General features: G+C 69.9%; 24 protein-coding genes. 15 read left to right on the plus strand and 9 right to left on the minus strand.

Annotated elements, in window-relative coordinates; genetic code table 11:
* Positions 1-132: 132 nt before the first annotated feature.
* The 4 genes from ACIBH4_RS23625 to ACIBH4_RS23640 form a co-directional block, all read right to left on the minus strand.
* Complete coding sequence (locus tag ACIBH4_RS23625; protein WP_362515225.1) at positions 133-1,122, minus strand: NAD(P)-dependent alcohol dehydrogenase; 990 nt, start codon at positions 1,120-1,122, stop codon at positions 133-135.
* A gap of 259 nt (positions 1,123-1,381) precedes the next feature.
* Positions 1,382-2,038 carry a response regulator transcription factor gene (locus ACIBH4_RS23630; RefSeq protein WP_362515223.1) on the minus strand — a complete coding sequence of 219 codons (657 nt, stop codon included), beginning with the start codon at positions 2,036-2,038 and terminating at the stop codon, positions 1,382-1,384.
* The gene (locus ACIBH4_RS23635) at positions 2,035-3,174 is read right to left on the minus strand and encodes a sensor histidine kinase (protein ID WP_362515221.1); all 1,140 of its coding nucleotides are present in this window, start codon (positions 3,172-3,174) and stop codon (positions 2,035-2,037) included. The genes ACIBH4_RS23630 and ACIBH4_RS23635 overlap by 4 nt, the downstream gene beginning before the upstream one ends.
* A gap of 264 nt (positions 3,175-3,438) precedes the next feature.
* Positions 3,439-4,833, minus strand: coding sequence for an aromatic acid/H+ symport family MFS transporter (locus ACIBH4_RS23640; RefSeq protein ID WP_362764818.1), 1,395 nt, complete (start codon positions 4,831-4,833; stop codon positions 3,439-3,441).
* Between the two features lie 768 nt (positions 4,834-5,601).
* Here ACIBH4_RS23640 and ACIBH4_RS23645 point away from each other — a divergent pair.
* Positions 5,602-6,525: a hypothetical protein gene (locus ACIBH4_RS23645; protein WP_362764821.1), complete on the plus strand. Its 924-nt coding sequence runs from the start codon at positions 5,602-5,604 to the stop codon at positions 6,523-6,525.
* A gap of 27 nt (positions 6,526-6,552) precedes the next feature.
* On the opposite strand, the gene ACIBH4_RS23650 is transcribed toward ACIBH4_RS23645, so the two are convergent.
* Positions 6,553-7,953: an FAD-binding oxidoreductase gene (locus tag ACIBH4_RS23650; protein WP_362764824.1), complete on the minus strand. Its 1,401-nt coding sequence runs from the start codon at positions 7,951-7,953 to the stop codon at positions 6,553-6,555.
* A 437-nt stretch (positions 7,954-8,390) separates the two neighbouring features.
* Positions 8,391-8,708: a hypothetical protein gene (locus tag ACIBH4_RS23655; protein ID WP_362515212.1), complete on the minus strand. Its 318-nt coding sequence runs from the start codon at positions 8,706-8,708 to the stop codon at positions 8,391-8,393.
* A gap of 209 nt (positions 8,709-8,917) precedes the next feature.
* On the opposite strand from ACIBH4_RS23655, the gene ACIBH4_RS23660 reads away from it, so the two are divergent.
* Both ACIBH4_RS23660 and ACIBH4_RS23665 read left to right on the plus strand, forming a co-directional pair.
* Complete coding sequence (locus tag ACIBH4_RS23660; RefSeq protein WP_362515208.1) at positions 8,918-9,460, plus strand: anti-sigma factor antagonist; 543 nt, start codon at positions 8,918-8,920, stop codon at positions 9,458-9,460.
* A 186-nt stretch (positions 9,461-9,646) separates the two neighbouring features.
* The gene (locus tag ACIBH4_RS23665; protein ID WP_362515205.1) at positions 9,647-10,138 is read left to right on the plus strand and encodes a GNAT family protein; all 492 of its coding nucleotides are present in this window, start codon (positions 9,647-9,649) and stop codon (positions 10,136-10,138) included.
* A 61-nt stretch (positions 10,139-10,199) separates the two neighbouring features.
* On the opposite strand, the gene ACIBH4_RS23670 is transcribed toward ACIBH4_RS23665, so the two are convergent.
* Together ACIBH4_RS23670 and ACIBH4_RS23675 are read right to left on the minus strand one after the other, a co-directional pair.
* Positions 10,200-10,628 carry a DUF742 domain-containing protein gene (locus ACIBH4_RS23670; RefSeq protein ID WP_362515201.1) on the minus strand — a complete coding sequence of 143 codons (429 nt, stop codon included), beginning with the start codon at positions 10,626-10,628 and terminating at the stop codon, positions 10,200-10,202.
* Positions 10,625-12,640, minus strand: a complete 2,016-nt coding sequence (locus ACIBH4_RS23675) for a nitrate- and nitrite sensing domain-containing protein (RefSeq protein WP_362515198.1) — start codon at positions 12,638-12,640, stop codon at positions 10,625-10,627. The genes ACIBH4_RS23670 and ACIBH4_RS23675 overlap by 4 nt, the downstream gene beginning before the upstream one ends.
* 276 nt (positions 12,641-12,916) lie before the next feature.
* On the opposite strand from ACIBH4_RS23675, the gene ACIBH4_RS23680 reads away from it, so the two are divergent.
* Entirely contained in the window at positions 12,917-13,258 is a 342-nt protein-coding gene (locus ACIBH4_RS23680; protein WP_362515195.1) for a hypothetical protein, read from the plus strand.
* Here the strand turns inward: ACIBH4_RS23680 and ACIBH4_RS23685 are convergent.
* Complete coding sequence (locus tag ACIBH4_RS23685) at positions 13,168-13,527, minus strand: barstar family protein (protein ID WP_362764827.1); 360 nt, start codon at positions 13,525-13,527, stop codon at positions 13,168-13,170. The two genes, ACIBH4_RS23680 and ACIBH4_RS23685, sit on opposite strands and share 91 nt — an antisense overlap.
* Positions 13,528-13,923: 396 nt before the next feature.
* Here ACIBH4_RS23685 and ACIBH4_RS23690 point away from each other — a divergent pair, with 396 nt between their 5' ends.
* The 11 genes from ACIBH4_RS23690 (at position 13,924) to ACIBH4_RS23740 (ending at position 25,619) form a co-directional block, all read left to right on the plus strand.
* Complete coding sequence (locus ACIBH4_RS23690) at positions 13,924-14,292, plus strand: hypothetical protein (RefSeq protein ID WP_362515187.1); 369 nt, start codon at positions 13,924-13,926, stop codon at positions 14,290-14,292.
* A gap of 245 nt (positions 14,293-14,537) precedes the next feature.
* Positions 14,538-15,992: a sugar transferase gene (locus ACIBH4_RS23695; protein ID WP_362764830.1), complete on the plus strand. Its 1,455-nt coding sequence runs from the start codon at positions 14,538-14,540 to the stop codon at positions 15,990-15,992.
* On the plus strand, positions 15,992-17,059 hold the full coding sequence (locus tag ACIBH4_RS23700; protein WP_362515184.1) for a glucose-1-phosphate thymidylyltransferase: 1,068 nt from the start codon (positions 15,992-15,994) through the stop codon (positions 17,057-17,059). The genes ACIBH4_RS23695 and ACIBH4_RS23700 overlap by 1 nt, the downstream gene beginning before the upstream one ends.
* Positions 17,056-18,198, plus strand: a complete 1,143-nt coding sequence (gene rfbB, locus ACIBH4_RS23705; protein WP_362764833.1) for a dTDP-glucose 4,6-dehydratase — start codon at positions 17,056-17,058, stop codon at positions 18,196-18,198. The genes ACIBH4_RS23700 and rfbB overlap by 4 nt, the downstream gene beginning before the upstream one ends.
* The gene (gene rfbD / locus ACIBH4_RS23710) at positions 18,195-19,052 is read left to right on the plus strand and encodes a dTDP-4-dehydrorhamnose reductase (RefSeq protein ID WP_362515179.1); all 858 of its coding nucleotides are present in this window, start codon (positions 18,195-18,197) and stop codon (positions 19,050-19,052) included. The genes rfbB and rfbD overlap by 4 nt, the downstream gene beginning before the upstream one ends.
* Positions 19,053-19,172: 120 nt before the next feature.
* Positions 19,173-20,591: a class I SAM-dependent methyltransferase gene (locus ACIBH4_RS23715; protein ID WP_362764836.1), complete on the plus strand. Its 1,419-nt coding sequence runs from the start codon at positions 19,173-19,175 to the stop codon at positions 20,589-20,591.
* On the plus strand, positions 20,588-21,517 hold the full coding sequence (locus ACIBH4_RS23720; protein WP_362515173.1) for a sugar phosphate nucleotidyltransferase: 930 nt from the start codon (positions 20,588-20,590) through the stop codon (positions 21,515-21,517). The genes ACIBH4_RS23715 and ACIBH4_RS23720 overlap by 4 nt, the downstream gene beginning before the upstream one ends.
* A complete protein-coding gene (locus ACIBH4_RS23725) occupies positions 21,514-22,164 on the plus strand; it encodes a PIG-L deacetylase family protein (RefSeq protein WP_362515169.1) in 651 nt (216 codons plus the stop codon). Before ACIBH4_RS23720 ends, ACIBH4_RS23725 begins: the two co-directional genes overlap by 4 nt.
* Positions 22,165-22,171: 7 nt before the next feature.
* Positions 22,172-23,206 carry an SDR family oxidoreductase gene (locus ACIBH4_RS23730; protein ID WP_362515167.1) on the plus strand — a complete coding sequence of 345 codons (1,035 nt, stop codon included), beginning with the start codon at positions 22,172-22,174 and terminating at the stop codon, positions 23,204-23,206.
* Positions 23,203-24,579, plus strand: a complete 1,377-nt coding sequence (locus tag ACIBH4_RS23735) for a DUF4910 domain-containing protein (protein WP_362515165.1) — start codon at positions 23,203-23,205, stop codon at positions 24,577-24,579. The genes ACIBH4_RS23730 and ACIBH4_RS23735 overlap by 4 nt, the downstream gene beginning before the upstream one ends.
* Entirely contained in the window at positions 24,576-25,619 is a 1,044-nt protein-coding gene (locus tag ACIBH4_RS23740; protein ID WP_362764839.1) for a hypothetical protein, read from the plus strand. Before ACIBH4_RS23735 ends, ACIBH4_RS23740 begins: the two co-directional genes overlap by 4 nt.
* The last annotated feature ends 60 nt before the right edge of the window (positions 25,620-25,679 follow it).

Genomic DNA, 25,679 nt, shown 5'->3' on the forward strand with positions numbered 1-25,679 from the left:
CCCGGGCGGCTCCAGCCGACGGCCGGCCTCCCGCGTCGCTCAGGAGCAGGAGGGTTTCGAATGTTCCGGTCGCTCGCGGGAGATGATCGTCGTGCGCGTGGCGGGTCGGGCGTCTCAGAGTGTTCGGGCATCTCAGAGCGTGATGATGACCTTTCCCGGAGCGTGCCCCTCCTCCTGGTATCGGACGGCCGTCTGGGTGTCCTTGAACGGGTAGCCCCGGTCGATGACCGGGGTGACCTTCCCCGCCTCGATGAGCTCGGTCAGCGTGATCAGGTTCTGCCTGTTCCCCACGCCTCGGGTCGCGTCCACGATGACCGCCCTCTGGGACACGAACGGCGAGACCGCGAGTGCCGTGAACATGTGACTCATGGGCCGCAGCCACCGGCCGGCCCGCCCGCCGATGAGGACGTAGGCCCCCTTGGGAGTCAGCGCCCGCCGGCACGCCGAGACCGAGTGGCCCCCCGCGATGTCCAGCAGGAGGTCGTAGCGCTTTCCACTGCGGGTGAAGTCCTCCTTGGAGTAGTCGATGACCTCGTCCGCGCCGAGCGACCGGACCAGGTCCATCTTCCTCGTGCTGCAGACGCCGGTGACCTCCGCGCCGAGCGCCCGGGCGATCTGCACGGCGAACGTCCCCACACCTCCCGAGGCCCCGTTGATGAGGACCTTCTGCCCCGGCTGCAGCCGTCCCTCGTCACGCAGGCCCAGCAGGGCGCTGATGCCCGCCATCGGCACCGCCGCCGCCTGCTCGTACGACAGGTTCTGAGGTTTCGGCGCGAGCCTGTCCTGCCCGACGCACACGTACTCGGCGAGGCCGCCCTGCTTGAGCAGCGCGAACACCTCGTCGCCGGGGCGGAACCCCGTCACGTTCCTGCCGACGGCCTCGACCTGCCCGGCCATGTCGGCGCCCAGGATGTCGATCTTCGGTTTGCGCAGCCCGAGGAGGCCGCCGCCCATCAGGCGCGCGGCGTAGGGCTCGCCTCTCATGATGTGCCAGTCGTAGGGCTGGACGGAGGTGGCACGCACCCGGACGAGCACCTCGTCGTCGCCGGGAACGGGCGTGTCGACGTCCGTCAGGTCGAGGACATCGGGTGAGCCGTACGAGCGCAGAACAAATGCCTTCAACGCATTCTCCTCATCCATCGCGGGTGGGTGCGGATCCGCCGGGAGCGCCGTACTCGTGGACCGATGTCGTGGCCGGCATCGGGTGAGGCGAAGGCGCCTGCCGGGTGGCATCGAGCGTGTCCCGTGCCACGAAAATCAATGTAGGAGGGCCCCGCGAAGAGCTCATCGGGCGAAAGTACGCCCGATCGATGGATGATCGGCCAGGCGATTCCGGCCCCTCACGCGCAGCCGCGCCGAGGGACCCGTCACCGCGGCGGGATCAGCTCTTGACGCGCCTGGTCTCGTAGGCCCACATCGCGATCTCGACGCGGTTGCGGGCGCCGAGCTTGGCCATCAGGCTGGCGATGTGCGTCTTGACGGTGCTGAGCGAGATGTGGAACTCGTCGGCGATCTCGTTGTTGGTCCGCCCCCGCGCCACGGTGACGAGGATCTGCTCCTCCCGGTCCGTGAGCGCCTCGATGGGTTGCGACACCGCTGAGGTGGGCCCGGTCTCGGCGAAGGCGCCGAGCAGCCGAGCGGTGATGCTCGGGGCGATGAGCGCGTCGCCGTTCGCGGCGGCGTGGATGGCCTGGGTGAGCAGGACGGTGCCCGCGTCCTTGAGCAGGAAACCCCGCGCGCCGGCCCTCAGCGCGGCGTAGACGTATTCGTCCAGGTCGAACGTGGTGATGACGACGACGGCGAGAGGATCCTCGACGGTCGGCCCGGCGAGGAGGCGGGTGGCCTGGATGCCGTCGAGACCGGGCATGCGAATGTCGAACAGGCACACGTCGGGGCGCAGGCGCCGCGCGAGTTCGACGGCTCGCCGCCCGTCGGCGGCCTCGCCGACGACGTCGATGTCCGGCTGGGCGTCGAGAATCATCGAGAGTCCGGTACGGACGATCTCCTGGTCGTCGGCGACGAGCACCCGGATGCTCATGTGACCGACCCGGTGCGGGGCAGCACGGCGGTGACGGTCCAGCCTCGGTTGGGGTTCGGGCCGGCCTCGCAGGTGCCGCCGAGCAGGTCGGCGCGTTCGATCATGCCGATGAGCCCGTACCCCGGCGGTCCTGGCGGGCGGATGGAACCGGTGTCGCCGTCGTCGCTCACCCGCAGGTGCACCGACGTGTCGTCGGCGCTGACGCGGACCGCGACGTAGGTGGCGTGACGGGCGTGCCGCCGGGCGTTGGTGACCGCCTCCTGGGCGAGGCGGTAGATCGCGGCCTCGACCGACGGGGGGAGGTCGCCGAGGTCGTCGGGGATCTCCACCTCGACGGACAGGTCGGACGAGTCCTGGCTCGCGAGTTGCCGGAGATCGGTGACACGCCGGCCGGGTGCCATGTCCGCCGGCTCGTCCCTGCGCAGGACACGGACCATGGCGCGCATCTCGGCGAGGGCGCGCGACGCCTCGGCCTCGATCACCTGGAGCGCCTCTGTCGCGGCGTTCGGCCGCGCCGCCGAGGTGGCGATGCCCGCCTGGGCGCGGATCGCCATCGCCGAGACGTGATGGGCGACGGTGTCGTGCAGGTCGCGGGCGAGCTGCTCGCGTTCGAGCAGCTTGACCTGGTCGAGCTCGCGTGCCCTCGCCCTCGCCCGATACCGGAGCGTCCCGCCCAGCGCGACGGCGGAGAACACGACGGCGAACCCGGCGATCGCGTTGGCGGGGGCGAGGCGGCCGAAGACGATCGAGAGCCCGACCGCGACGAGGATGATCGCCAACCCGATCACGACCTCGCGCCCGGACCCCCAGCGGACCAACGCGTACACCACGATCAGGAGGTACACCATCGTGTTCGTCTCCGCGGAGACGCCGCCCGTCAGCAGGGGGGCCAGGCTCGTGGTGCCGAAGACGATCGCGACCACCAGCAGCGGTCTGGTCCGGCGCCACAACAGCGTTGGGACCAGCCCGATGGTGACCGCCACCGAGAGGACCCGCGACGGAAGATCCGGTCGCAGCGCTCCTTCGAGCAGTGCGATCGGCACGAGCAGTCCCACCAGCGCCCAGTCCCGCCACACCCGCACCGGCGGGTCGGGGGGACGGGGCTCATCCCACACGGATCGCACAAGGGGGAGCACCCCATCATGGTACGAGAGGTCGTACCGATCTGGATCGGCCCAAAGTAGGAGAGAGGCGTTCACCGAAAGTTCGGCGTTCTGGCGGTTCGGCGGTTTGGTGGTCCGACGCTTTCGCGGTTCAGCGGTTCAGCGGTTCAGCGGTTCAGCGGTTCAGCGGTACGGAGGGATGGCGGTTCGGTGCTTTGGGGGTTCAGCGATTCGGAGGGGTGGCGGTCCGGCCGCCACCCCTCCTAAGGTGTTTCCCCGACTCCCCCGACGGGGTCGTCACCGCATGACCTCGTGGGAGGTCTGCGCCCGCCTCTGGGACGGGATGGTGCCGAGCGCACCGCTTTCCACGGGGAGTGCCTCGACCACCGACGCCCGCCGACGGCGGTTGGCGCGCGGGATCGCGGCGATGAACAGCGCGCCCAGCAGGGCGGGCAGGACGAACCCGTAGAAGTTCCACTCGAATCCGAGCCCGGAACCCAGCAGCCAGCCGCCCAGGAGCGGCCCGGCGATCGCACCGGCCCTGCCCACGCCGAGCGTCCAGCCGAGGGCCGAGCCCCTGCCCGCGGCCGGGTAGAAGATCGCGACGTAGCCGTTGACCAGGATCTGGGTCCCCACGCTGCCGAGTCCCGCGACGGCGACGCAGAGCATCAGCAGGCCGGTGCCGAGGTCGAAGCTCATCAGGTAGATGGACACGGTGGCGGCGAGGAAGGCGCAGACCGTGATGGCCTTGGCCCCGATCCTGTCGGCGAGGACGGACATCACGATGGTGCCGACGATCGCTCCGATGTTCAGGACGAGCAGGAATCGCAGTGAGGGGCCGAGGGGATAGCCGGCCTGGCGCATGATCTGCGGCAGCCAGGTGTTGAGACCGTAGACCAGCAGCAGGCCGCAGAAACTGGCCGCTCCGAAGAGCAGGGTGGCGGCGAGGTAGCCCCGCCGGAACGGCAGGGTGAAACCCTTCCTGTCGCGCGGCTCGCCGGGCTCACCGGCCTCACCGTGACCGTTGCCGAGGTCAAGCCCGTAGCGGGCGGCCACCGCCTCGGCCTCCGCCCGGCGTCCCCGCGCGAGCAGGTAGCTCGCCGACTCGGGAAGCAGCCAGATCGCGAGCGGCAGGATCAGCACGATGGGCGCGGCTCCGACCAGGAACATCACGCGCCAGCCGTGTTCGGCGAGAAGCGCCATCGCCACCAGCGCGGTCAGGCAACCGCCCACCGGATAACCACAGAACATGAGCGCGTTGTAGAGATTGCGCCGGTTCCTCGGGGCGTATTCGACGGTCAGAGCGATCGTCGTCGGCACGACGCCTCCGAGACCGAGGCCCGCGACGAAACGGAACAGGCCGAGGAGTTCGGGGGACGACGCCGTGGAACAGAGTGCCATCGCGACGGAGAACCACGCGATGCTGACGAGGATTATCTTGCGCCGCCCGACGACGTCGGTGATCATTCCCGCGACGACCGCGCCGATCAACATTCCGATCAGCGCGTAGCTGCCGATTGCCCCGGCCTGCGCCGGAGTGAGCGCCCATTCCTGGTTGCCGAGCAGGCTGGGAACGACCGACCCGTAGACGATCAGGTCGTAGCCGTCGAAGACGATGGTGAAGAAGCAGATGGCGACAACGGCGAGCCCGCTCCTGGGGCGCGCGGGTGACGAACGCTCGGTCGTGTGCATTGTTCACTCCGGGACGTGAGGCTCGGATATGGGCGTTGTGGCGAAATTACAACGCGTGCACGACGACGGTCCAATAAAACTTGGCACCGAAAACGATAAGGGTGTTTTAATTTCCGGTTTTCACTGTCTTTCTGTGTGTGAAAGGCGTGGTGGGCTGTAATTAATATATGGATATTGGGTTGATCGTAGATTCTGGGACTTTTGAGAGGACCGGAAGGCGAGTCGTCCCTGCCGGAGCGGCGGGCGGACCGGCGGGGTCTCCGGAAAATCTCACCACTTGTGATCGCCTTGGTGTGTCGAGGGCCGGCCGGGCGCGGCCTGTCCACCCGATGCCCGTCCGGTCGGCGTCCGCGTCCCCGTCCGGTGGCGCCCGCTCGCCCTCCGCGTCCCCGTGCCGGTGTGGGAGAAGGCGTGCTGCCCGGCCGCGCCGTCAGTTCTCGTCGGCGGGCATGGCGAGAAGTCGAATGTGTGTGGCGAGAAGTCGGACGTGCGTGGAAGGCGTGCCGGAGGCTTTGGGGGGAGGGTGTCGTGGCGCGGCCATGCCTGCTGTGCGCCCGCATCCGGCCGCACCTGTGGAGAGGGCTGTACGCCGCTCCACGGTGACCTGGTTCCTGTCTGCGGCGAAAAGAAATGAGCTGTGTGCGCCTGGAAGGTTCCAATCGGCTGAAGTCGAGAGGGATAAGTGATATAAGTATTAAAAAATCACTTATCAATAGCGATTCTGGTATACGGGATATTTGTGGTGGTATGAGAGCTTTCTTATTGTCCGTGGTGGCCGTTGGCACGCTGATCACCGTCATCGGCTGGATGGGTGCCATCGACATCCGAGACACCTTCTCCGCCTCGGCCGTGAGCCCCGCCGCGAGTGACAAGCGGGAGATCAGGAGCTTCGCGGAGGCGGGCCAGGGCGTGAGCGGCGCCTCCACGCCGGTGGACAGCGGGCTGAGCACCGCTCCCACCGCGACGGACAAGCGGGTGGTCAAGACCTCCGTGACGAAGGTCGGCGGCAAGTCCTACCTCAGGGTGCAGGTGACGAACGGGTACGGCGCCGCGAGGCGGTTCTCCGTGAAACAACGGGTCTGCCTGAAGAAGAAGTGCCGGACGGTGACGACCGCCCTGTCGGTGAACGCCGGGCGGACGGCCTGGCAGGAAACGTATCTCGGTGTCGGCAGCTACAAGAAGAGCGGCACCTTCTCCGTCTCCGCGACGAAGCCGAAGCCGAAGCCGAAGCCGGCGAAGTCCACCCCCGCACCCCGGGTGACCGTCACCGTGGGACCCACGCCCCCGGCCGTGACCACCACGATCACGGTGACCGAGACCGTAACCACCACGGTGACCGCGACCGTCACCGCCACCGCCACGGTGACCGCCACACCGACGTTCACTCCTTGGCCGACGCCCACTCCCTGGCCGACACCCACCCCCACGCTGCCACCCAGCGTGGAGCCGACCGGTCCGTTCTGCGCCGCGCCCCCCAACATCTACGGGTTCACGTTCTGCCCCACGGGAAACCGGGTGTATCCGCCGGCGGACGAAGCCTGCCTGGTTTTCCGGTGCATCGAGAACTTCCGCAACGGGACGGGCTACCTGGTCATGTGCAACGACGGCACGGTGAGCATGTCGGGCGGGCTCAACGGAGTCTGCTCCCAACACGGCGGGTGGCAGCGGGACATCAACCGCAACACCGCCTGAGCCCGCGGCCACTCGTGAACGTGACGTTCAGACGCGGGGCACGACGTGGCCGAAACGGAACATCCGGGTCGGGTCGTAGTGGTCCTTGAGGGCGGCGAGCCTGCGCAGCGTCGGCTGCGGCCACGCGCGGGACAGGTCGGCGGGCGCGAGCGCCGACCCGTGGAAGTTGAGCTGCGTCCCGCCGGTCTGCCAGGGAGCGAGGGCGTCGATCACGGCACCGCCCACGGCGGGGATGACGGTGTCCAGCAGTTCCGGCACGGGAGCGCCGATCACCAGCAGGGAGAAGGCCGCGTCCCGCCCGCCCACGGCGTTCGGCAGGTGCGGCTCGCGGGCCAGCGCCCCGCCCAGGTGGCGCAGTTCCACGACGGTGAGGGGCACGTCGGCCGCCGGGCCCGCCACCGCGAGGAGTGCCTCCAGGGTCTCCTCGCCGAGCTCGCGGAGGAGGGCGCCGCGATCCCAGGCCGGCAGGGGGTCGACCGGGTCCCTGTGCACGGAGTCGATCGCGCCGAACGGCATCTGCCCGATCTCGCCGAAGACCGGCTCGGCGACGGCCCGCATCGGGGCGAGAAGGGCCTCCGCCTCCTGGGCGTCGCCGAGGTGGACGAAGCGCAGGTGGGTCACGAAACGCCCGCGCAGCGGCGGCGGGAGCTGGGGCAGCGGGGGCAGGCGCAGCATCGCCACCGAGGTGGTCGTGGTCTCCGGCAGCGTGTCGGTCCAGGTCCGGTAGGCGTGCAGGACAGCCGAGGTGTCCTCGGCGCTGAAGTAGAGGCAGCCTCCGTGCAGGGTCGACACGGGGAACAGGTCGACGACCATGGAGGTGACCACGCCGAGGCTGCCCTTGCCGCCGCGCAGCCCCCAGAACAGGTCGGGCTCCGTGTTCCGGTCCGTCACCCGGATCGTGCCGTCCGAGGTCACGACGGTGATCTCCCGTACATGGTCGGCGGCGAAACCGAAGGTTCGTGACATGGGGCCGATGCCGCCGCCCAGCGTGTAGCCCACCGCTCCGACACCCGACGACGAGCCGCTCAGGGGGGCCAGGCCGTGCGGGGTCGCCTGCTCGATCACGTCGGCCCAGCGGGAGCCGGCGCCGATCCGCGCGCTGCGGCCGGACGGGTCGACGGTGACCTCGCGCATCCTGGAGGTGTTGATCAGCAGCGCCCCGTCGGCCGCCTGGACCGCGCCGTGGCCAGTGGCCTGTACGGCGACGGGAAGGGAGTGAGCCGCCGCGAAGCGGATCGCCGCCGCGACGTCCTCCGCGCCGGTGGCGCCCACGACGAGGACGGGCCGGTGCAGGATCGCGGTGTTGAATCCGGCGATCTCCTCGTCGTAACCGTCCTGCCCGGGGGTCAGGACAGGGCCGGCGATCTGGTGGCGCAGGGTTGCCAGCCCTCCGCCGAGGTCTTCCGCCGGGGGAAAGACGGTGGTCATGAGCGTTCTCCAGTGCTTCGTGGTGCGGGTGGGGGGCCCGGTGCCGATCGGACGGCCCCTCATTTCTCGCATCCGGCACTTGGAGATGACTGTATTACCACTGGTATCGCGGCTGCTCGGGGGTTCCGGTAGGACGAGACGGTCGTGTTCCGGTTTGGCGGCGTGCGCTCGGGGCGCTCGATCCGTGGGCGACGGAGGGCGGGTCAGGCACTCGGCCGAGGCATTACTCGACAAGGCCCAGGCGCATGCCGAGCGGGTGAAGAAGATCCACCGGCGCCCTGGGCCGTGGTGCCTTGAACACCGCGGTGTTGTGCCGGCCGAGAAGATCCGTGGTGCCTTGAACACCGCGGTGTCGTGCCGGCCGAGAAGATCCGTGTGAGCCGATCTCCTGCCGGGTCCCCGCGCCGGTGGTCCCCCCTCGGTGTCGCCCGTCGTGTTCAGTGGTCCTTTTTCCGCGTGGCGGGAGTCCGTTGATCCGCCTCGTCGGCCAGCTGATCTTCCACGATGGCGCACCAGCGATGCCATCGCGCTAGATCGAGATGCTCCTCCACATCGCCCACCCCCGCCTCGGCCATGAGCTGGTGGCTGCTCGCCGCCGCCTCGTGGGCGTTGACCAGCGCGTGGTGACCGTGATTGGCGAGTGATTCGCTAACAGCCAGATTCACGGCTATCTCTCCCATTGTCTTCGGTCGGTCAGAAAATTCGTCGCCGAGCCCCTTCCCGGTGAAGTCGCGGCTCTCCGAATCGTCGCTCATAGCTGCTGAGTGCCCCACACGCCCTAGATCTATCTGCGACCTCCCATCCGATGTGAACGATTTCCGTACGTGGGAGCCGCGCGCCGGGTCCGGAGGGTCCCAAGCCCAGGACGCGATTCGCTTACGGGCGGGTTGCAGTTGGCCGGAGAGGGTCTTCTCACCAAGATCTTTAAAATAGCCTCGGCTCAACCGGCATAAGGATCGTGGGGATGACGACGCGGCTTGATCTCTCGGTTCGCAGGCACGAAGGCGCCTCGGTGATCGTGCTCGCCGGTGAGCTGGACAAGCTGTCCAGCCCGCGGCTCCGTGATGTCCTGGTCACGCAGCTGGACGACGGGGTGGGGCACCTGATCCTCGATGTCACCGCTCTGAGATTCTGCGACTCCACCGGTCTGTGGACCATGTTGGAGCTCCAGCGGCGCGCGAGTGCGGCGGGGGGCTGCCTACGGCTGGTCGGTGTTCACGGGGTTCTGGAACGGATCCTGACGGTCACCGGCCTCGCGAGCGCGTTCTCCCTCGACCCCGACGTCCCCGCGTCACTGCGGGCCGTGACCCCGGCGGCCTCGGATGCGGAGGCCCTGCCATCTGTGCCCCCTGCGGCCCCGGACGTGGAGGTCCCACCACCCATGACCCCTGCGGCCTCGGATGCGGAGGTCCCACGGTCCGTGGACTCATCCGCCCCGGGCACGGAGCCCCCGCCATCCGCCGCCCCATCCGCACCGGACGCGGAGCCCTCCTCCGGCCCGTGCTGAGACGAGGCCCTTCATGGCGGCGGTATGGCCGGCCGCGGTGAGGACCGTCTCGTCGTCCCTGAAACCGCTCTCACCAGATCTGTTTCTCCTTCATGGCCCACCCCGGCCGCACGGTGCCGCTCCTCTCCCGCCGGATTCGGTGTCCGCGCACTTCACGGGCCGGTCGACGGGTACTACCCTGCACGAATGACGGAAGTGGAGTTGCGCGGATGGCGACCCGACGACATGCCGGTCGTGCTCGACGCGTTCGCCTCTCCGGACATGGCGGATCAGGCGGCCCGGCCCATCGACACCGCGCAGGCGGCGCTGGAGTGGATGGGGCTGTGGGGGTTTCGTGACGACGCGCGGGCGTTCGCCGTGGTCTCCAACGGCGAGGTCGTGGGAAACGTCGCGGTGAGCAACATCGACGCGCACGGCACCGGCTGGGTCTCCTACTGGACGCTCCCGCGCGCCAGGGGGCGGGGGGTCGCCGTGGCCGCCACCAGGAAGATGACCGAGTGGGCGTTCGGGGAGCGGGGCCTGTTCCGCCTGGAGCTGGCACACCGGGTCGGTAACACCGCCTCCTGCGCGGTGGCGACCAGGGCCGGATTTCTGCCCGAGGGCGTCGAGCGGGCCAAGATCAGCTACGAGGGCGTCCGCTACGACGTGGAGCGGCACGCCCGCCTGGCCACCGACTGACCGATCGAGCGGCGGTCCTCGGGTACGTCGGCGGCCCCTCGATCGTTGACGAGACGGTGGTTCAGAGGCTTCTGAGACCGGCGAGGAGATCACGGAGCAGGTTCTCGCGGGGGATCGCGGACGGGGGTGCCGGGGGCCGTACGGCGATCAGGCCGCTGTCGCGCAGGTCGCCGAGGAGCACCCGGAGCACCCCGACGGCGAGGGCGGTCCGTGCGGCCAGTTCGACGACGGGGGTCGGCGCGCGGCAGGCGTTCAGGATCGCCAGGTGCTCGGGCTGCAGCCCCTGGTGGGGGTCGCCGACCGTCACCACGCCGTTCGCCGCCCGGTCACCGCGTCCGGCCGGGGGCCGCGGCCCCCGGTGGTGGTCGACCGCCACCACCACGGACATGAGGTCGAAATGGGCTCCCGTGACCCTGGTCCGGCCGCGGGTCATCGTGTAGGGGCGGATGATCGGGCCGTGCTCCCGGTCGATCGGGCGCTCCTGTGTCACGGTCCATCCTCCTGCCCGGTCTGCCCGGCGCGTCGCCGTCCGTCGGGGAGCGCTCCGGACACGCCGCTCGGGACGGCGCCTCCGCCCTCGCGGGTCTCCCGGGTTCCCGCGATCGAGTTCCCCCGGGAGGGGCGTTCCGCGGGTACGGTCTGGCGCACCCGTCTGGGCAGTTCGTCGCCCGGGGGTAACCGTTCGACCTCGACCGAGTGGATGAACCGGGGATCGGCCGGCTCGACCACCAGCTCGCCGGGGAGCAGCACGATCGCCGTGGTGCCGCCGAAGGGGGAGGGGCGCAGGAAGACGCGGATGTCGTGCCGGACGGCGAGCTGCGCGACGACGAACAGGCCGAGCCGGTCGCTGTCCGCCAGGTCGAACTCGGGCGGGTCGGCCAGCAGCGCGTTGAGCCGGGCGGTCTCCTCGGCGGAGATGCCAAGCCCTCTGTCCTCGACCTCGATGGCGTAGCCCTTCGCGACCGTGTCGCCGTGGACGCGTACGGAGGTGTGCGGGGGGGAGAACATGGCGGCGTTCTCGACCAGTTCGGCGAGGAGGTGGATCACGTCGGTGGCGACCGCGCCGACCACGGACGGGCCGTGCGGGACGCCGATCGTCACGCGCGGGTAGTCCTCGACCTCCTCGACCGCGGCGCGGACCACGTCGTAGATCGTGACCGGGTCCCGCCATCCCCGTCCTGGAGCGGCACCGGACAGGATGAGCAGGCCCTCGGAGTGGCGGCGCATCCGGGTGGTGAGGTGGTCCAGGCGGAAAAGGTCCTCAAGGGCCGCCGGGTCGTCGGTCCGCCGCTGCATGCCCTCCAGCATGGTCAACTGCCGGTACAGCAGGGACTGGCTGCGCCTGGCGAGGTTCACGAAGACCTTGTTGACGCCCTTGCGCATCCGGGCCTGGCCGACGGCGGCCTCGACCGCGGTGCGCTGTACGGAGGAGAACGCCCTGGCGACCTCGGCGACCTCGGTGGTGCCACCCGTCTTGATCTCGGGAGCCTCCGAGGAGACGTCCTCGCCCCGCCGGAGCCGCTGGACCACGTCCGGCAGCCGCTTGCCCGCGAGATCGAGCGCCGCCTGCTGGAGGCCGACGAGTTCACCGGCGAGCCTCCGGCCGAACCGTACCGAGACGAAGACGGACAGCCCGACCGCGACCAGGCCGAGCCCTCCGGCGAGACCGATCCGGACCATGATGTCCCCGGCGAGGGGCGCCGTCCGCTCGCTGATGCGCATGCCGACGTCCCCGGCCCGCCTGTCGAAGTCGTCGGAGAGCCGTCCGGCGACGCCGGCCCAGGCGGGTTCGGGCACGGCCGACGCGACGACGGCTTCCTCGATCCTCTCGAACGAGGAGTGGTCGGAGGAGTCGCGCAGCGGGGTGTAGAGCGACTGGAACTCCGGGTCGAGCTGGTCGAAGCCCATGGAGTAGAGGAGCCTGCGGCCGGTGACCAGCTGACCGAACCTCGCGCGTTCCCCGGGGCTCATGGTCCCCTCGACGGCGGCTCCCGATATCAGCGCGGCCTGCTGGCTGAGCATCTCGCGGCTCCGCCCGACCATGACGACGGCCCGCGTCTGGTCGGTCAGCTCCATGTCGGCGGATATCCGGATCTTCTCGTAGGTGTCGAAGGCGGCCGCGATGATCCCGCTGTAGGCGTCGAGGACCCGCAACCGGGGCTCGGTACGGGTGTCGACTCCTCTGCGGATCTCGGGGAGCCGGTTCAGCGAGGCGAGGAGCCCGCTCAGGCGGTCCCAGGTGGCGGGGGTGACGTCGGGACGGGCTTCGGCGGTGAGTTGTTCCAGCTCGGCTCGGGCGCCGTTCGTCCGCAGGCGCTGGGCGTCCAGTTGCGAGCGCGGGACGCCGACGTCTCCCAGGACGGAGAGCGACAGCATCCGCTCGTGCTGGAGCGCGGTGGTCACCTTCCTGGTGGGTACGACCACGTGCTCGTAACCGCTACGGATCTTGAGTAACTCATGCCCGTCCTGCACCGTGAGGCTGGCCGCAAATACCCAAATCACTACAAGGGATATAATAGGTACCAAGAGTAAGGCGAAAATCTTTACCCTGATTGAGTATTTTCGGCTGGCCATAATACCTCGCACACCTTGAGATGCGTGGTTAACAATGGCCAAACATAGCAATGTGGGTCACTTGGGACCAGGCGTGCACGTGAGTCACGTTGAGATGATTTATCACGTTACGTTGGTCCGGAACCACGAGCACCTCATGGTCGGCCCGGAATCACGAGTCCCTCATGAGTGTCTCTGAGATGGTCGAACAGGAGGGGGCCGACGATGCGGAAGATCGCGGACCTGATCGAAACCGAGGCCGAGCGCGCCGACCGGGCGGCGCTGGCCCGCGGCGGCGAGCTGGCGAGGGCGGGAGCGGTGCAGCTGGTCAGGTTCGGACCGCCGCGGGTGACCGCCGAGGTGGACGACGGCGCCGCGTGCGTCGACTTCCGGCTCGTCGACGAGACCCTCCGCTGGCACTGCAGCTGTCCCGAGGGCAGGCAGGGTGTCTTCTGCGCCCACTGCGTGGCGACGGCTCAGTCGGTCAGGATCAGGACGGACAAGAAGGAATCTCCCGTCGCGCCGTCGGCGACGGCCTCGGAGAGAACGGTGAGAATCGCGTCGTAGGCCGGGCGGTCCTCCGCCCGGAGCGTCGACGGCTCCGACCAGATCAGCACGTGCTCGCCCGGTGGCAGCCACGACAGGTCGGTCAGCACGTCGTAGAGCGCGTCGAGGTTGTGCCCGAAGGTGCCCGGCAGGTCGAGGGCCTCGGCGATCGTGTCCATCGCCTCGGCCGAAGTGGTGATCTTCACGCCGTCCAGCGGGTGCGGCGTGGCGCCGCCGAGCATGGACCGGACCTCCGTGGCCGGCCCATGGCGAAACGTTCCCCTGGACACCGTGGTCATCGTCGCCCCCCGCGGGTGACGGCGGGCACGTCCGTGCGGTCGCCGGTCTCGTGGGCGGCGCCTTTGGTCACCATCGGCCATGCCCCCTGAGCTGCGTGGTCGGCACTGTCTCTGGGAGATCTCACCCCGCCGAACTACCCGCGCGCGAACCCGCGAAAACGGGGTGACGGGCGTGTCTTCGCTGCTCACGGCCTGGTTGAGCATCTGCCCGGCGAGCCGCTCGTCGCTTGGCGTGCACGTCTGCCCGGCGAGCCGCTCGTCGCTTGGCCGAGCGGCTGGCGGGGGAGGTGGCCGCGGGGCGTCTCGATCACAGTCGGGGTGATCATCGGGGACCGACTTGCATGGCTCTATTGCACGCGGAGCCCTGAAGTCGTCACAATCGCGCCCATGCACGGCAACTCAGTGCCGGACTCCTACGTATATGTCACCGAAGAAGGCGTGGCCCGTCACTACGAGGACGGCAGCGTTGACGCCCTCGCGTGGGAGGACGTCGTCGAGGTGCGGATAGTGGGCGATACGGACCCGGACGGCTCAGACGACTCGGACATTCTGTACATCCTTCTCGATCGACAAGGTCAGGGGTGTGTGGTGCCCCACTCGGCGACCGATGCGACCTTCCTCGCCCGTCTTCGATATCTCCCGGATTTCGACCTCGACCGGCTCGGCGCGGCGGTGGAGTCCGCGCCCGACGATTATGTCGTCGTATGGCGCAGTCCAGAACCACCTTCTGCTCTCCCGGATTTTGAATACGACTGATTCCCTCATTGCTCCCAAATGCAGCGGCCAAACTTACACGTTTGGATCGTTCCGTCAAGATGCCATCTCTGCCGTACTTCGGCCAATAGTGGACAGTGGTCGGTATTCCCCTACTCAATGGTGATCACTAGGATTTCCTAGGGTATCCACGCTCCTGATGCATTAGGGGATGCTGTCAACCATTGAATGAGATGCGCGGCGCCTTATTTGGCTGCCGCGGGGCATCTCGGGTGGGACGGGATGATATGAGAGTGGAAACCGAGGAGCTCGCCGTCGGGCTTCTCAAAGGTCCCGCACGCACCGATCCAAGCATCTGGACGCGATCCTATGTCCGTATCCTTCTTGCCGGGGATATCGCGTGCTCTGTCATCGCCTGTGAGGCCGTTCTGGGCGTTCGGCTGTGGTTCGGCGCCTTCATTCCGGTGGAGGAGGCCCTGCTCGGGCTGGGTCTCGCTCTGATCTGGCCGCTCGCCCTGGCGTCCGGAGGCGCCTATCGCCAGCGTACGCACGGTGAGGGTACGGACGAATTCCGGGCGGTTTTCAATGGTGCCGCCGGCCTGACGGCGGCGGTTGCGATCGGTGCGTATGTCACGCAAACTCCGATCGCCCGGAGTTTTGTCATGGCGATGTTCCCACTCGCTTTCACCCTCACGCTTTTCTTCCGCTACCGGATGCGCAAGCGGCTTCACCGCAGGCGCTCACGCGGCGACTACATGCGCCATGTGGTCGCCGTCGGCCATCGGGAGTCGGTGCTCGACCTGGTGATGCAGCTGCGCAGGCAGCCGCACCACGGCATGACCGTCGTCGCCGCGTGCCTGCCCGCCGGCCCCGACCTGGTGGAGATCGACGGGGTTCCGGTCCTCGGCAACTTCTCCGACGTGCCCACGGTGGTGGCCGAGGTCAACGCCGACGCCGTCGCGGTTTTGGCCTGTCCGGAATTGGACGGCGCCGCGCTGCGCAGGCTCGCCTGGGGGCTGGAGGACGCCCGCACCGACCTGTTCGTGGCCCCCGCGCTCATGGACGTGGCGGGCCCGCGCATCAGCATCAGCCCGGTCGCGGGCATGCCGCTCCTGCATGTCGAGCACCCCGACTTCCGCGGCGCCCGGCGACTGGCGAAGAGCCTGTTCGACCGGGCGGGGGCGGGTCTCGCCCTCCTGGTGCTGGGGGCGCCCATGCTGGTGATCGCCGGGCTGATTCGCGCGACGAGCCCGGGACCCGCCCTCTTTCGCCAGGTCAGGGTAGGTAAGGGAGGCACAGAGTTCCAGGTCGTGAAATTTCGCACGATGGTGGTCGATGCGGAGCAGCTCAAGATCGACCTGGAGCGCGAGAACGAGTTCGACGGTGTCCTCTTCAAGATTAGGAACGATCCAAGAATCACCCGCGTGGGTGCCTTCCTGCGCCGATACTCCCTCGACGAGCTACCCCAGCTGCTCAACGTGCTGCGCGGCGAGATGTCCCTCGTCGGTCCGCGCCCTCCCCTGCCCGACGAGGTCAGGCAGTACGGCGCCGACGTACGCCGCCGCCTCGTCGTGAGCCCGGGCATGACCGGCCTGTGGCAGGTCAGCGGGCGCTCGGACCTGACCTGGGAGGAGTCGGTTCGCCTGGACCTCCGCTACGTCGAGAACTGGTCGCTCTTTCTGGACCTGCAGATCCTCTGGAAGACCTGGGGCGCCGTGACCGGCGGAGAAGGGGCCTACTAGTGAAAGCACTCGTGCTCGCCGGAGGGTCGGGCACCCGGCTACGGCCGATCACCCACACCTCCGCCAAGCAGCTCGTCCCCGTCGCCAACAAGCCCGTGCTCTTCTACGGGCTGGAGGCGATCGCCGCCGCGGGCATCCGTGAGATCGGGATCGTCGTGGGCGACACGTACGCCGAGATCGAGGCGGCCGTCGGCGACGGCCGCGCGTTCGGGCTGGAGGTCACCTACGTCCGGCAGCGGGCGCCGCTGGGCCTGGCCCACGCGGTGCTCGTCGCCCGCGACTACCTCGGCGACGACGACTTCGTCATGTATCTCGGCGACAACTTCATCGTCGGCGGCATCAACGACGTCGTCGAGCGCTTCGCCCGCGAGCGGCCCGCGGCCCACATCATGCTCACCAAGGTCGGAGATCCCCGGCAGTTCGGGGTCGCCGAACTCGACGCCACCGGCCGGGTGATCGGCCTGGAGGAGAAACCGCCCGTACCCAAGAGCGACCTCGCGCTGGTCGGCGTCTACCTGTTCACCGCCGCGATCCACGAGGCGGTGGCCGAGCTCAAGCCGTCGTGGCGGGGAGAGCTGGAGATCACCGACGCCCTTCACTGGCTGATCGCCGACGGGCGGAGGGTCGAGTCCTCCCTCATCTCCGGCTACTGGAAGGACACCGGGAACGTCACCGACATGCTGGAGGTGAACCGGCTGGTGCTGGAGTCCCTGCGGCCACGTCTGGACGGCCTGGTCGACGAGGCGAGCCAGCTGATCGGCCGGGTGGTCGTCGAGGAGGGCGCCACGATCGAGCGGTCCCGCGTCGTCGGACCCGCGATCATCGGCCCGGGAGCCCGGATCCGCGACAGCTACATCGGCCCCTTCACCTCGATCGCGGCGGACTGCGCGATCAGCGCGAGCGAGATCGAGTACTCGATCGTCCTGCCCAGGTCCTCGATCGCCGGGGTCTCGCGCATCGAGGCGTCCCTCATCGGCCACGACGTCGAGGTCACCCCCGCCCCCACCACCCCCAGAGCCCACCGCCTCGTGCTGGGCGATCACAGCAAGGTCCAGATCAGTTCATGACAACAGCCGACAGCGGGACGACCTCCACTCCGTCGAAAACTCCGTCGAAGGTTTTGGTCACCGGGGGAGCCGGATTCATCGGCTCCCACTTCGCCCGCCTGCTCGCCGCGAGCGGGACCGCCGTGACGGTCCTCGACAAGCTCACCTACGCGGGAAACCGGGCCAACCTGAAAGGGACGCCCCACGACTTCGTGCACGGCGACGTCTGCGACACCGAACTCCTGGCGGGGCTCGTCCCCGGCCACGACCTCGTCGTCAACTTCGCCGCCGAGTCCCACGTCGACCGGTCGATCGACGGCGCCGCCGACTTCGTGAGGACCAACGTCCTCGGTACGCAGGCGCTGATGCAGGCCTGCCTGGAGGCGGGCACCCCGAGGGTGGTGCAGGTCTCGACCGACGAGGTGTACGGGTCGATCGACGAGGGCTCCTGGGACGAGGGCGCGCGGCTCGGCCCGCGCTCGCCCTACGCCGCGGCGAAGGCGAGCGGAGACATGGTCGCCCAGGCGTACGCGATCACCCACGGCCTGCCGGTCTCCATCACGCGCTGCGGCAACAACTACGGCCCCCGCCAGTATCCGGAGAAGCTGATCCCGCTCTTCGTCACCCGCCTCCTGCGGGGGCACAGGGTCCCGCTCTACGGTGACGGCGGCAACGTCCGCGACTGGGTCCACGTCGAAGACCACTGCGCAGGCATCCGCATCGTCGCCGAGCGCGGCGAACCCGGCGAGGTCTACCACATCGCCGGTACGGCGGAGCTGAGCAACATCGAGCTCACCGCCCGGCTCCTTGAGGCCTGCGGCGCCGGATGGGACATGGTCGAGCGCGTCCCCGACCGCAAGGGGCACGACCGCCGCTACTCCCTGGACGACTCCAGGCTCCGCGCGCTCGGCTACCGGCCGTCCGTGCCGTTCGAGCGCGGCCTGGCGGAGACGGTCCGCTGGTACGAGGAGAACCCCGGCTGGTGGGAGGCCGCCGCGGAGGAGGCGGGCGCCGGCCCGGCGGGGCCGGTGGGCGCGGCCGGTTCGGCGGCCTCGGTGAGTCCAGCCGGTCCAGCCGGTTCGGCCGGTCCGGCGGGTCCGGCGGGTCCGGCGGGGATGGCCGGTGCGGTGGACGGACGGCGAGGAGGGGCGGCCGGATGACCCGCTGGATGATCATCGGTGCCTCCGGCATGCTCGGGACCGAGTTGGCGGCCCGCCTGCGTGCCGAGAAACACCCCTTCCTCGCGTTCGGCAGGCACGAGCTGGACCTCTGTGACACGCCCGCCGTACACCACCTGATCGCGGCCTGCAGGCCCGACGTCGTGGTCAACTGCGCCGCGTGGAACGCCGTCGACGAGGCGGAGACGCGGGAGGACGAGGCGCTCGCGGTCAACGGCACCGCGGTGCGCGCGCTCGCCGAGGCGTGCGGGCGCGTCGGCGCGCGGATGATCCAGCCCTCCAGTGACTACGTCTTCGACGGCACCGCGCTGGACCCCTACCCCGAGGACGCGCGGCCCTGCCCGGTCAACGCGTACGGCAGGACCAAGCTCGCGGGTGAGCGCGCCGTGCTCGAGATGCTGCCGCGCGGCGGCTACGTGGTGCGCACGGCCTGGCTCTACGCCGCGACCGGCCACAACTTCGTCCGCACGATGATCCGCCTGGAGGGTGAGGGGATGGCCCCCGAGGTCGTCGGCGACCAGTTCGGCCAGCCCACCTGGGCCGGTGACCTCGCGGCGAGGATCGTCGACCTGGCGGTGAGTGAGGCGCCGCCCGGCGTCTACCACGCCACCAACTCGGGCCACACGAGCTGGTACGACCTGGCGAGGGAGGTCTTCACGCTGCTCGGCGCCGATCCCGGCCGGGTGAAGGAGATCCCCTCCAAGGACCTCACGCGTCCCGCGCCCCGGCCCGCGTACAGCGTGCTGGGGCACGACGGCTGGCCCAGGGCGGGCCTGCCGCCGATGCGGCACTGGAAAGAGGCGCTGAGGGAGTCCCGTGTGCTCGCGGCGGGCTAGCGGGGGCGTCCGTGTCGAGGGCCGGGCACGGGAGGGGCCGGGCGGGGCCCGGTCGCCGGGCACGAGAACGACCCAGTCGAAGAACCGTCGGACCGCGTCACGCGGCGAGGGAGCGCATTCATGACAACCTGCAGGCTGTGCGGCTCGACGAGCCTCGCCAGCGTCGTCGACCTCGGGGCGACACCGCCCTGCGAGCGGTTCCTCACCGAGCCGCAGCTGGAGGAGCCAGAGGTCACCTACCCGCTGCACCTGCGGGTCTGCACCGACTGCTGGCTCGCGCAGATCCCGCCGATGATCACCCCGGAGGAGACCTTCACCGAGTACGCCTACTTCTCCTCGTACTCCACCTCGTGGGTGGAGCACGCGCGGGAGTTCGTGCGCGGGGCGGCCGAGCGGCTCGGGCTGGGGGCCGGGTCGTTCGTGGTCGAGGTGGCGAGCAACGACGGATACCTGCTGCGGCACGTCGTCGAGCGGGGCATCCGCTGCCTGGGCGTCGAGCCGTCGGAGAACGTCGGCCAGGCCGCCAGGGACGCCGGGGTGCCGACCGTCACGGCGTTCCTCGGCCCGGAGACCGGCGCCTCGGTGCGCGCGGAGCACGGGCCCGCCGACCTGGTGGTCGCCAACAACGTCTACGCCCACATCCCGGACATCGTCGGCTTCACCCGGGGGTTGCGCGCCCTCGTGGCCGACGACGGCTGGGTCTCCATCGAGGTCCAGCACCTGCTCACCCTGATGGAGCGTAACCAGTACGACACGATCTACCACGAACACTTCCAGTACTACACGGTCGCCTCCGCCCAGCGCGCCCTCGCCGCCGGCGGGCTCGCTCTTGTGGACGTCGAGTCGCTGCCCACGCACGGGGGCTCGATCCGCCTGTGGGCGAGACCGTTGGAGGCCGTGGACGCGCAGGGGGAGCAGGGCATCCGGGGAGAGTGGGGCGTCCTGGGGGAGCCGGGCGTCCGGGGAGAGCCGGGCGGACAGGACGGGCCGAGCGAGCAGAACGGCTCGGGTGAGCGAAACGGCTCGGGCGAGCGGAACGGCTCGGACAAGCAGAACGGGTCGGGCGAGCGGAACGGGTCGCCGGACGGACCGAGCGAGCGAATGGCCGCGCTGCTCGCGGCGGAGAAGGCCGCCGGTCTGCACGAGCTGTCCGGGTACGCCGAGTTCGGCGAGCGGGTGGCGCGGGTGCGGCGGGACCTGCTGGGCTTCCTCCTCGACGCCGCCCGCGAGGGCAGGACCGTCGCGGGCTACGGAGCGCCGGGCAAGGGCAACACCCTGCTCAACCACTGCGGCATCCGGCCCGACCTGCTTCCTTTCACCGTCGACCGCAACCCGTACAAGCACGGCAGGTTCACCCCCGGCACGCGCATACCGATCCTGCCGCCGGAGAGGCTCGCCGAGGAGCGGCCCGACTACGTGCTGGTCCTGCCGTGGAACCTCCGCGAGGAGCTCGTCGACCAGCTGTCCTTCGTGCACGCCTGGGGAGGCCGGCTGGTCTTCCCCATCCCCAATCTGGAGATCGTCGAGGTGAACCCGTGAAGGTCGTCCTCTTCTGCGGCGGATACGGCACCAGGATGCGGGCCGGCACCCCCGGTGACGTGCCCAAGCCCATGCAGCTCGTGGGGCCCCGGCCGCTCATCTGGCATGTGATGCGCTACTACGCGCACTTCGGGCACACGGAGTTCATCCTCTGCCTGGGGTACGGCGCGCACCACATCAAGGACTTCTTCCTGAACTACCAGGAGACGACGTCCAACGACTTCGTCCTGCGCGCGGGCAGGGTCGAGCTGCTGTCCACCGACATCTCCGACTGGTCGATCTCGTTCGTGCAGACCGGGATCGCCTCCCCGATCGGCGAGCGGCTGCGCCGGGTCCGCGACCACCTGGACGGCGAGGAGATGTTCCTCGCCAACTACGCCGACGTGCTCACCGACGCGCCGCTGCCGGAGATCGTCGACCGCTTCGCCCGGTCGGGCGCGGGCGCGTCGATGATGGTGGTGCCGCCCGCCGACACCTTCCACTGCATCGAGCTGGGGGAGCGCGGCACGGTCGGCGGGATCACGCCGGTCAGCGAGATGCCGCTCTGGGTGAACGGCGGATACTTCGTGCTCCGCCAGGAGATCTTCGACCACATCCCGGAGGGCGGCGACCTGGTCGCGGACGGCTGCGCGGAGCTGGCCAAGCGCGGCAGGCTGCTCGCCTACCCGCACCGCGGCTACTGGCGGCCCACGGACACGGTCAAGGAGCGGGTGGCCCTCGACGAGGCGTACTCGCGCGGCGACCGCCCCTGGGCACTGTGGGAGCGCGGGCCCGTACCCGGACTCGTGACGGCCCCGGAACGCGACCCCGTACCCGGATCCGTGACGGCCCCGGAGCGTGAGCCCGCGCCGGTGCTCGGGCAGGCGCCGGGGTACGAGTCGGCGGCGGTGCTCGAAGGCGGGCCCGCGGCGGTGACGGTCACGTGATCCGGTTCAGAGCGGCCAGGACGGCCCGGATCGCGCTGCTCGCCGCGCACTGCGACGACCTGGCGATCGGGGCGGGCGGCAGCCTGCTCACCCTCTGCTCCGCGCGCCCCGGCGTCCAGGTGGACGCCCTGGTGCTCTCCGGCGGCGGAACCGAGCGGGAGGACGAGGAACGCGCCGCGCTCGACGCGTTCTGCCCCGGCGCCGACCTGCGGCTCACCGTGCTCAAGCTGCCCGACGGGCGGTTGCCCGCGCGCTGGGAGGAGGCGAAGGAGGCGGTGGAGGAGCTGCGGGCGCGTACCGACCCCGACCTGCTGTTCGCGCCGAACCCGGCCGACGCCCACCAGGACCACCGGGGCCTGGCCAAGCTGGTGCCCACGGCCTTCCGCGATCACCAGGTGCTCGGCTACGAGATCGCCAAATGGGACGGGGACCTGGGGCGGCCCACGACCTACCAGCCGCTCACCCCGGAGATCGCCGAGGCGAAGGTGGGCCTGCTCCACCGCCACTACCCGTCGCAGCGCCACCGCTCCTGGTACGACCGCGAGGCGTTCCTGGGACTGGCCCGCATCCGCGGGATCGAGTGCCACGCCCGCTACGCCGAGGCGTTCCACGTCAACAAGCTGACCTTCGATCTGGCTGGAGGCTGAACCGGATATGCGCGTGCTGCTGACCGGGCACCAGGGCTACCTGGGGAGTGTGATGGCCCCGGTGCTCGCCGCCGCGGGCCACGAGGTGACCGGGCTCGACTCCGGGCTTTTCGCCGGATGCCTGCTGGGGCCCGCGCCCGACGACCCGCGGGGACACGCGGTCGACCTGCGGGACGTCACCCCCGAGGTCCTGGCGGGGGTCGACGCGGTGGTGCACCTCGCCGCGCTCTCCAACGACCCGCTGGGCGCGCTCGCGCCCGAGCTGACCTACGACATCAACCACCGCGCGGCGGTGCGCCTGGCGAGGCTGGCCCGCGACGCGGGCGTGCGCCGGTTCCTGTACGCGTCCACCTGCTCGGTCTACGGAGCCTCAGGCTCGGACCTGGTCGACGAGGACGCGCCGCTGCGCCCGGTCACCCCGTACGCCGACTCCAAGGTCCGGGTGGAGAACGACCTGCTCACGCTGGCCGACGACGACTTCAGCCCGGTGTTCCTGCGCAACGCCACCGCGTTCGGGTTCTCGCCCAGGCTGCGCGCGGACATCGTGCTGAACAACCTCGTCGGGCACGCGCTGCTGTCCGGGGAGGTCAGGGTGCTGTCCGACGGCACCCCGTGGCGCCCGCTGGTGCACGCCGCCGACATCGCGAACGCCTTCGCGATGGCACTGGACGCACCGCGCGACGCCGTCCACGCGAAGGCGTTCAACGTCGGCACCGAGGAGAACAACGTGACGGTGGCGGAGATCGCCGCCGAGGTCGCGGAGGCGGTGCCCGGCTCCGAGGTCGTGATCACCGGGGAGGCCGGGGCCGACCCGCGCTCCTACCGGGTCGACTTCTCCCGCATCCGCGACGCGCTCCCCGGCTACCGGGCGCTGTGGACGGTGAAGGCGGGCGCGGTCGAGCTGGTCGAGGCGTACGGGCGGTTCGGCCTGACCGAGGACGCCTTCCGGCGCCGTTTCACCCGGCTGGCGTGGCTGTCGGCCCGTCGCGAGACCGGAACCGTCGACGGCGCGCTGCGACCACGGCGGGACGGTGAACGATGACGGGCGAGGGCGGCGAACGACGGACACCGGGAGCGGAGTACGGCGGCGCGGCGCCGGGGGTGAGAGGCGACGGCGAGACGTCGGAGGTGGAGAACGGCGAGGCGCGGGAGATGCACGACCTCGTGGAGCGGCTCTACCCGCTCTGCAGGAGCATCACCGGTGACGGCGTGCGCCGCACCCTGGATATCGTCGAGGAGTTCCTCCGCCTGCAGGTCCGCGAGGTGCCGACGGGCACCCAGGTCCTCGACTGGACGGTGCCCAGGGAGTGGAACATCCGCGACGCCTACGTCAAGGACGCCTCGGGGACCAGGGTCGTCGACTTCGCCGCCTCCAACCTGCACGTGGTCGGCTACAGCGTCCCCGTGGCGGCGACCATGACCCTGGACGAGCTCCGGCCACACCTGCACACGCTCCCCGAGCAGCCCTCCCTGATCCCGTACCGCACGAGCTACTACGCGGAGACGTGGGGCTTCTGCCTCGCCCACGACACCCTGGAGAGCCTGGAGGACGGGCCGTACGAGGTCATGATCGACTCCACGCTCGCCGACGGGCACCTCACCTACGGCGAGCACGTGGTGCCCGGCAGGGTCGCCGAGGAGGTGCTCGTCTCCTGCCACGTGTGCCACCCCTCGCTCGCCAACGACAACCTGGCGGGCATCGCGGTGGCGGTCAGGCTCGCGCGGCGGCTCGCCGGCGCCGACCCGTGGTACACCTACCGCTTCCTGTTCGCGCCGGGCACCATCGGCGCGATCAGCTGGCTGGCGCGCAACAGGGAGCGCGCGAGCCGGATCAGGCACGGCCTGGTACTGGCCTGCGCGGGGGACCGCGGCCCGCTGACGTACAAGCGCAGCAGGCAGGGCGACGCCGAGATCGACAGGGCCGTCCGGCACGTCCTGCGAAGCTCGGGGCGCGCCCACACGGTCGTCGACTTCTCCCCGTACGGCTACGACGAACGGCAGTTCTGCTCGCCCGGCTTCGACCTGCCCGTCGGCTCGCTCACCAGGACCCCGTACGCGGGCTACCCGGAGTATCACACCTCCGCCGACAACCCGGACTTCGTCTCTCCCGAGGCGATGGCCGACACCCTGGAGACCTGCTGGGAGGTCACCCGGGTGCTTGAGGACAACCGCGCCTACCTCAACCTCAGCCCGTACGGGGAACCGCAGCTGGGCAGGCGGGGCCTGTACGGGTCGCTGGGCGGGCGCAGCGACACCAAGGAGACCCAGATGGCGATGTTGTGGGTGCTGAACCTCTCCGACGGGAGGCACAGCCTCCTGGACATCGCGGAACGTTCGGATCTTCCCTTCCGTGCCGTGGCGGAGGCGGCGGGGGCCCTTCGTGGTTCGGGACTTCTCAAGGAGTGTTCGCTGTGACGCGGTTCCAGGTAGTGACGGGCTCCCGGGCGAGCGTGGCGCTCAACCTCCGGGTCGGCGAGACGGTGGAGGTGCTCGGCGAGGCCGAGATCATGGCCACGCTGGACGAGAAGGGGGAGCTGGACCAGCTGCCCTTCATGCCGGAGATGCTCGCCTTCTGCGGGCGGCGGCTCACCGTGCACAAGGTGGCGCACAAGCTCTGCGACACGATCGGCGGCAGCGGCATGCGGCGGATGGAGCGCGCCGTCCACCTGACCGGTGCCCGCTGCGACGGGCAGGCGCACGGCGGCTGCCAGACGGCCTGCCAGTTCTACTGGAAGGAGGCCTGGCTCAAGCGGGTGGACCCCGACTCGCCGGCCTCCCCCGCCCCTGTCTCCACCGGCGAGAACGGTCTCGCCGAAGGCAGGCCCCTGCTGCCGATCCTGCGGGCCGCCACCAGGAAGGAGCCGGGCCCCGACGGGGAGGAGCGCTTCTCCTGCCAGGCGACCGAGCTGCTGCGCGCCGCGCCCACCTGCCTGCCCTTCAAGGACGTCAGGCAGTACGTCACCGACGTGCGCAGCGGGAACGTGGGCGTGCCCTGGATGCTGCGCTCGTTCCTCGTGGGACTGTTCAACCGCTTCCAGCAGGTGGCGAAGCGCATCCTGCCCAGGTGGATGTGGATCAAGGGCGGGATGCGCTGGGGGTTCGTCAGGGGCGAGGCGGGGCCCACCACGCCGACGCTGAGCCTGGACCTGCGCCCGGGAGAGCTCGTCCGGGTGAAGTCCAAGGAGGAGATCCTCAAGACGCTCAACGACGACCTGCTCAACCGCGGCATGGGGTTCGAGGAGGAGATGTCGCGCTACTGCGGCCACGTCGCGCGGGTGAGCGCCCGCGTCGAGAAGTGTCTGGACGAGAAGACCGGCCGCATGCTGCGGATGAAGAACCCCTGCATCATCCTCGACGGCGTCATCTGCGCGGGCGCGTACAACGTCAGCTGCCCACGCGAGTTCGTCCCCTTCTGGCGGGAGATCTGGCTCGAACGCGTCGAGGAGCCCGGCTGAGCGGGCCGTCCCATGAAACAGACGGCGAAACAGACGGATCAGACGGAGAGACGGGCGGAA

Source organism: Streptosporangium sp. NPDC050284 (genome assembly GCF_044459525.1).
Taxonomy (GTDB): Bacteria; Actinomycetota; Actinomycetes; order Streptosporangiales; family Streptosporangiaceae; genus Streptosporangium.

Excerpts from the sequence above, each read along its gene's own strand:
- ACIBH4_RS23630 (WP_362515223.1), bottom strand. The coding sequence starts at position 2,038 with ATGAGCATCCGGGTGCTCGTCGCCGACGACCAGGAGATCGTCCGTACC.
- ACIBH4_RS23640 (WP_362764818.1), bottom strand. The coding sequence starts at position 4,833 with ATGCACACGACCGAGCGTTCGTCACCCGCGCGCCCCAGGAGCGGGCTC.
- ACIBH4_RS23650 (WP_362764824.1), bottom strand. The coding sequence starts at position 7,953 with ATGACCACCGTCTTTCCCCCGGCGGAAGACCTCGGCGGAGGGCTGGCA.
- ACIBH4_RS23655 (WP_362515212.1), bottom strand. The coding sequence starts at position 8,708 with ATGAGCGACGATTCGGAGAGCCGCGACTTCACCGGGAAGGGGCTCGGC.
- ACIBH4_RS23660 (WP_362515208.1), top strand. The coding sequence starts at position 8,918 with ATGACGACGCGGCTTGATCTCTCGGTTCGCAGGCACGAAGGCGCCTCG.
- ACIBH4_RS23665 (WP_362515205.1), top strand. The coding sequence starts at position 9,647 with ATGACGGAAGTGGAGTTGCGCGGATGGCGACCCGACGACATGCCGGTC.
- ACIBH4_RS23680 (WP_362515195.1), top strand. The coding sequence starts at position 12,917 with ATGCGGAAGATCGCGGACCTGATCGAAACCGAGGCCGAGCGCGCCGAC.
- ACIBH4_RS23690 (WP_362515187.1), top strand. The coding sequence starts at position 13,924 with ATGCACGGCAACTCAGTGCCGGACTCCTACGTATATGTCACCGAAGAA.
- ACIBH4_RS23695 (WP_362764830.1), top strand. The coding sequence starts at position 14,538 with ATGAGAGTGGAAACCGAGGAGCTCGCCGTCGGGCTTCTCAAAGGTCCC.
- rfbB (WP_362764833.1), top strand. The coding sequence starts at position 17,056 with ATGACAACAGCCGACAGCGGGACGACCTCCACTCCGTCGAAAACTCCG.
- rfbD (WP_362515179.1), top strand. The coding sequence starts at position 18,195 with ATGACCCGCTGGATGATCATCGGTGCCTCCGGCATGCTCGGGACCGAG.
- ACIBH4_RS23715 (WP_362764836.1), top strand. The coding sequence starts at position 19,173 with ATGACAACCTGCAGGCTGTGCGGCTCGACGAGCCTCGCCAGCGTCGTC.
- ACIBH4_RS23730 (WP_362515167.1), top strand. The coding sequence starts at position 22,172 with ATGCGCGTGCTGCTGACCGGGCACCAGGGCTACCTGGGGAGTGTGATG.
- ACIBH4_RS23735 (WP_362515165.1), top strand. The coding sequence starts at position 23,203 with ATGACGGGCGAGGGCGGCGAACGACGGACACCGGGAGCGGAGTACGGC.